At 42.9% G+C, this 624-nt stretch carries 2 protein-coding genes; one reads left to right on the forward strand and one right to left on the reverse strand.

The window, feature by feature from the left end:
- On the reverse strand, positions 1-249 hold a 249-nt coding region (locus tag A1D16_RS20850; protein WP_290713344.1), incomplete at its 3' end, for an ATP-binding cassette domain-containing protein.
- 180 nt (positions 250-429) lie between these two features.
- On the opposite strand from A1D16_RS20850, the gene A1D16_RS20855 reads away from it, so the two are divergent.
- On the forward strand, positions 430-624 hold a 195-nt coding region (locus tag A1D16_RS20855), incomplete at its 3' end, for a hypothetical protein (protein ID WP_290713347.1).

Below are 624 nucleotides of genomic sequence, written 5' to 3' on the forward strand. Positions count from 1 at the left end.
ATTCAGTACAGATACATTATCATAGGCAAAATGGTTCTGCTTCAAAACCGCCATCCGCTCGCCAGGGGTAATGCTTACGGAACCCTTACTGGGCTCAATTTCACCGGATAATATCTTCAGGAATGTAGATTTTCCGGCTCCGTTTGCACCAATTACCCCATAACAATTTCCTTTCGTGAAGTTGAGGTTCACTTCATCAAACAATACCCGCTTACCAAACGATAATGTAACATTATTAACTGAAATCATGTATTTAGCTCCTTTTCGAGGCGCAAAGGTAAGGAAAAGGACACAAAGGCCCAGAAGGATGCGGTTTAACACAGCGTTTTCGGCGGTTTACCGGCACATTCGTCGAAACCTTCGGACGATTGATCGAAACCGGGGGGGTTACTAAGTATAATATTTAGATATTGCCGTTGATATAACTCAATGAACCCGATAAACCTGTTATTTACTGGCGCAATCCTTCTGGGACTGGTTGCCGTGGTGCTGGTCAGCACCCGCTACCGGAACATTAAAACCTGCTGCCGGTTACTGGCAGCTTATTTTTTCATTTTCATCTTTTTATCGATCTATAATATTTTGTTAGAAACCGGCTGGATCAATAAATGGCCCTATTTTGCT

Origin of the sequence: Flavihumibacter sp. CACIAM 22H1, assembly GCF_001601815.1 — a bacterium.
In the GTDB taxonomy this organism is placed as follows: domain Bacteria; phylum Bacteroidota; class Bacteroidia; order Chitinophagales; family Chitinophagaceae; genus Flavihumibacter.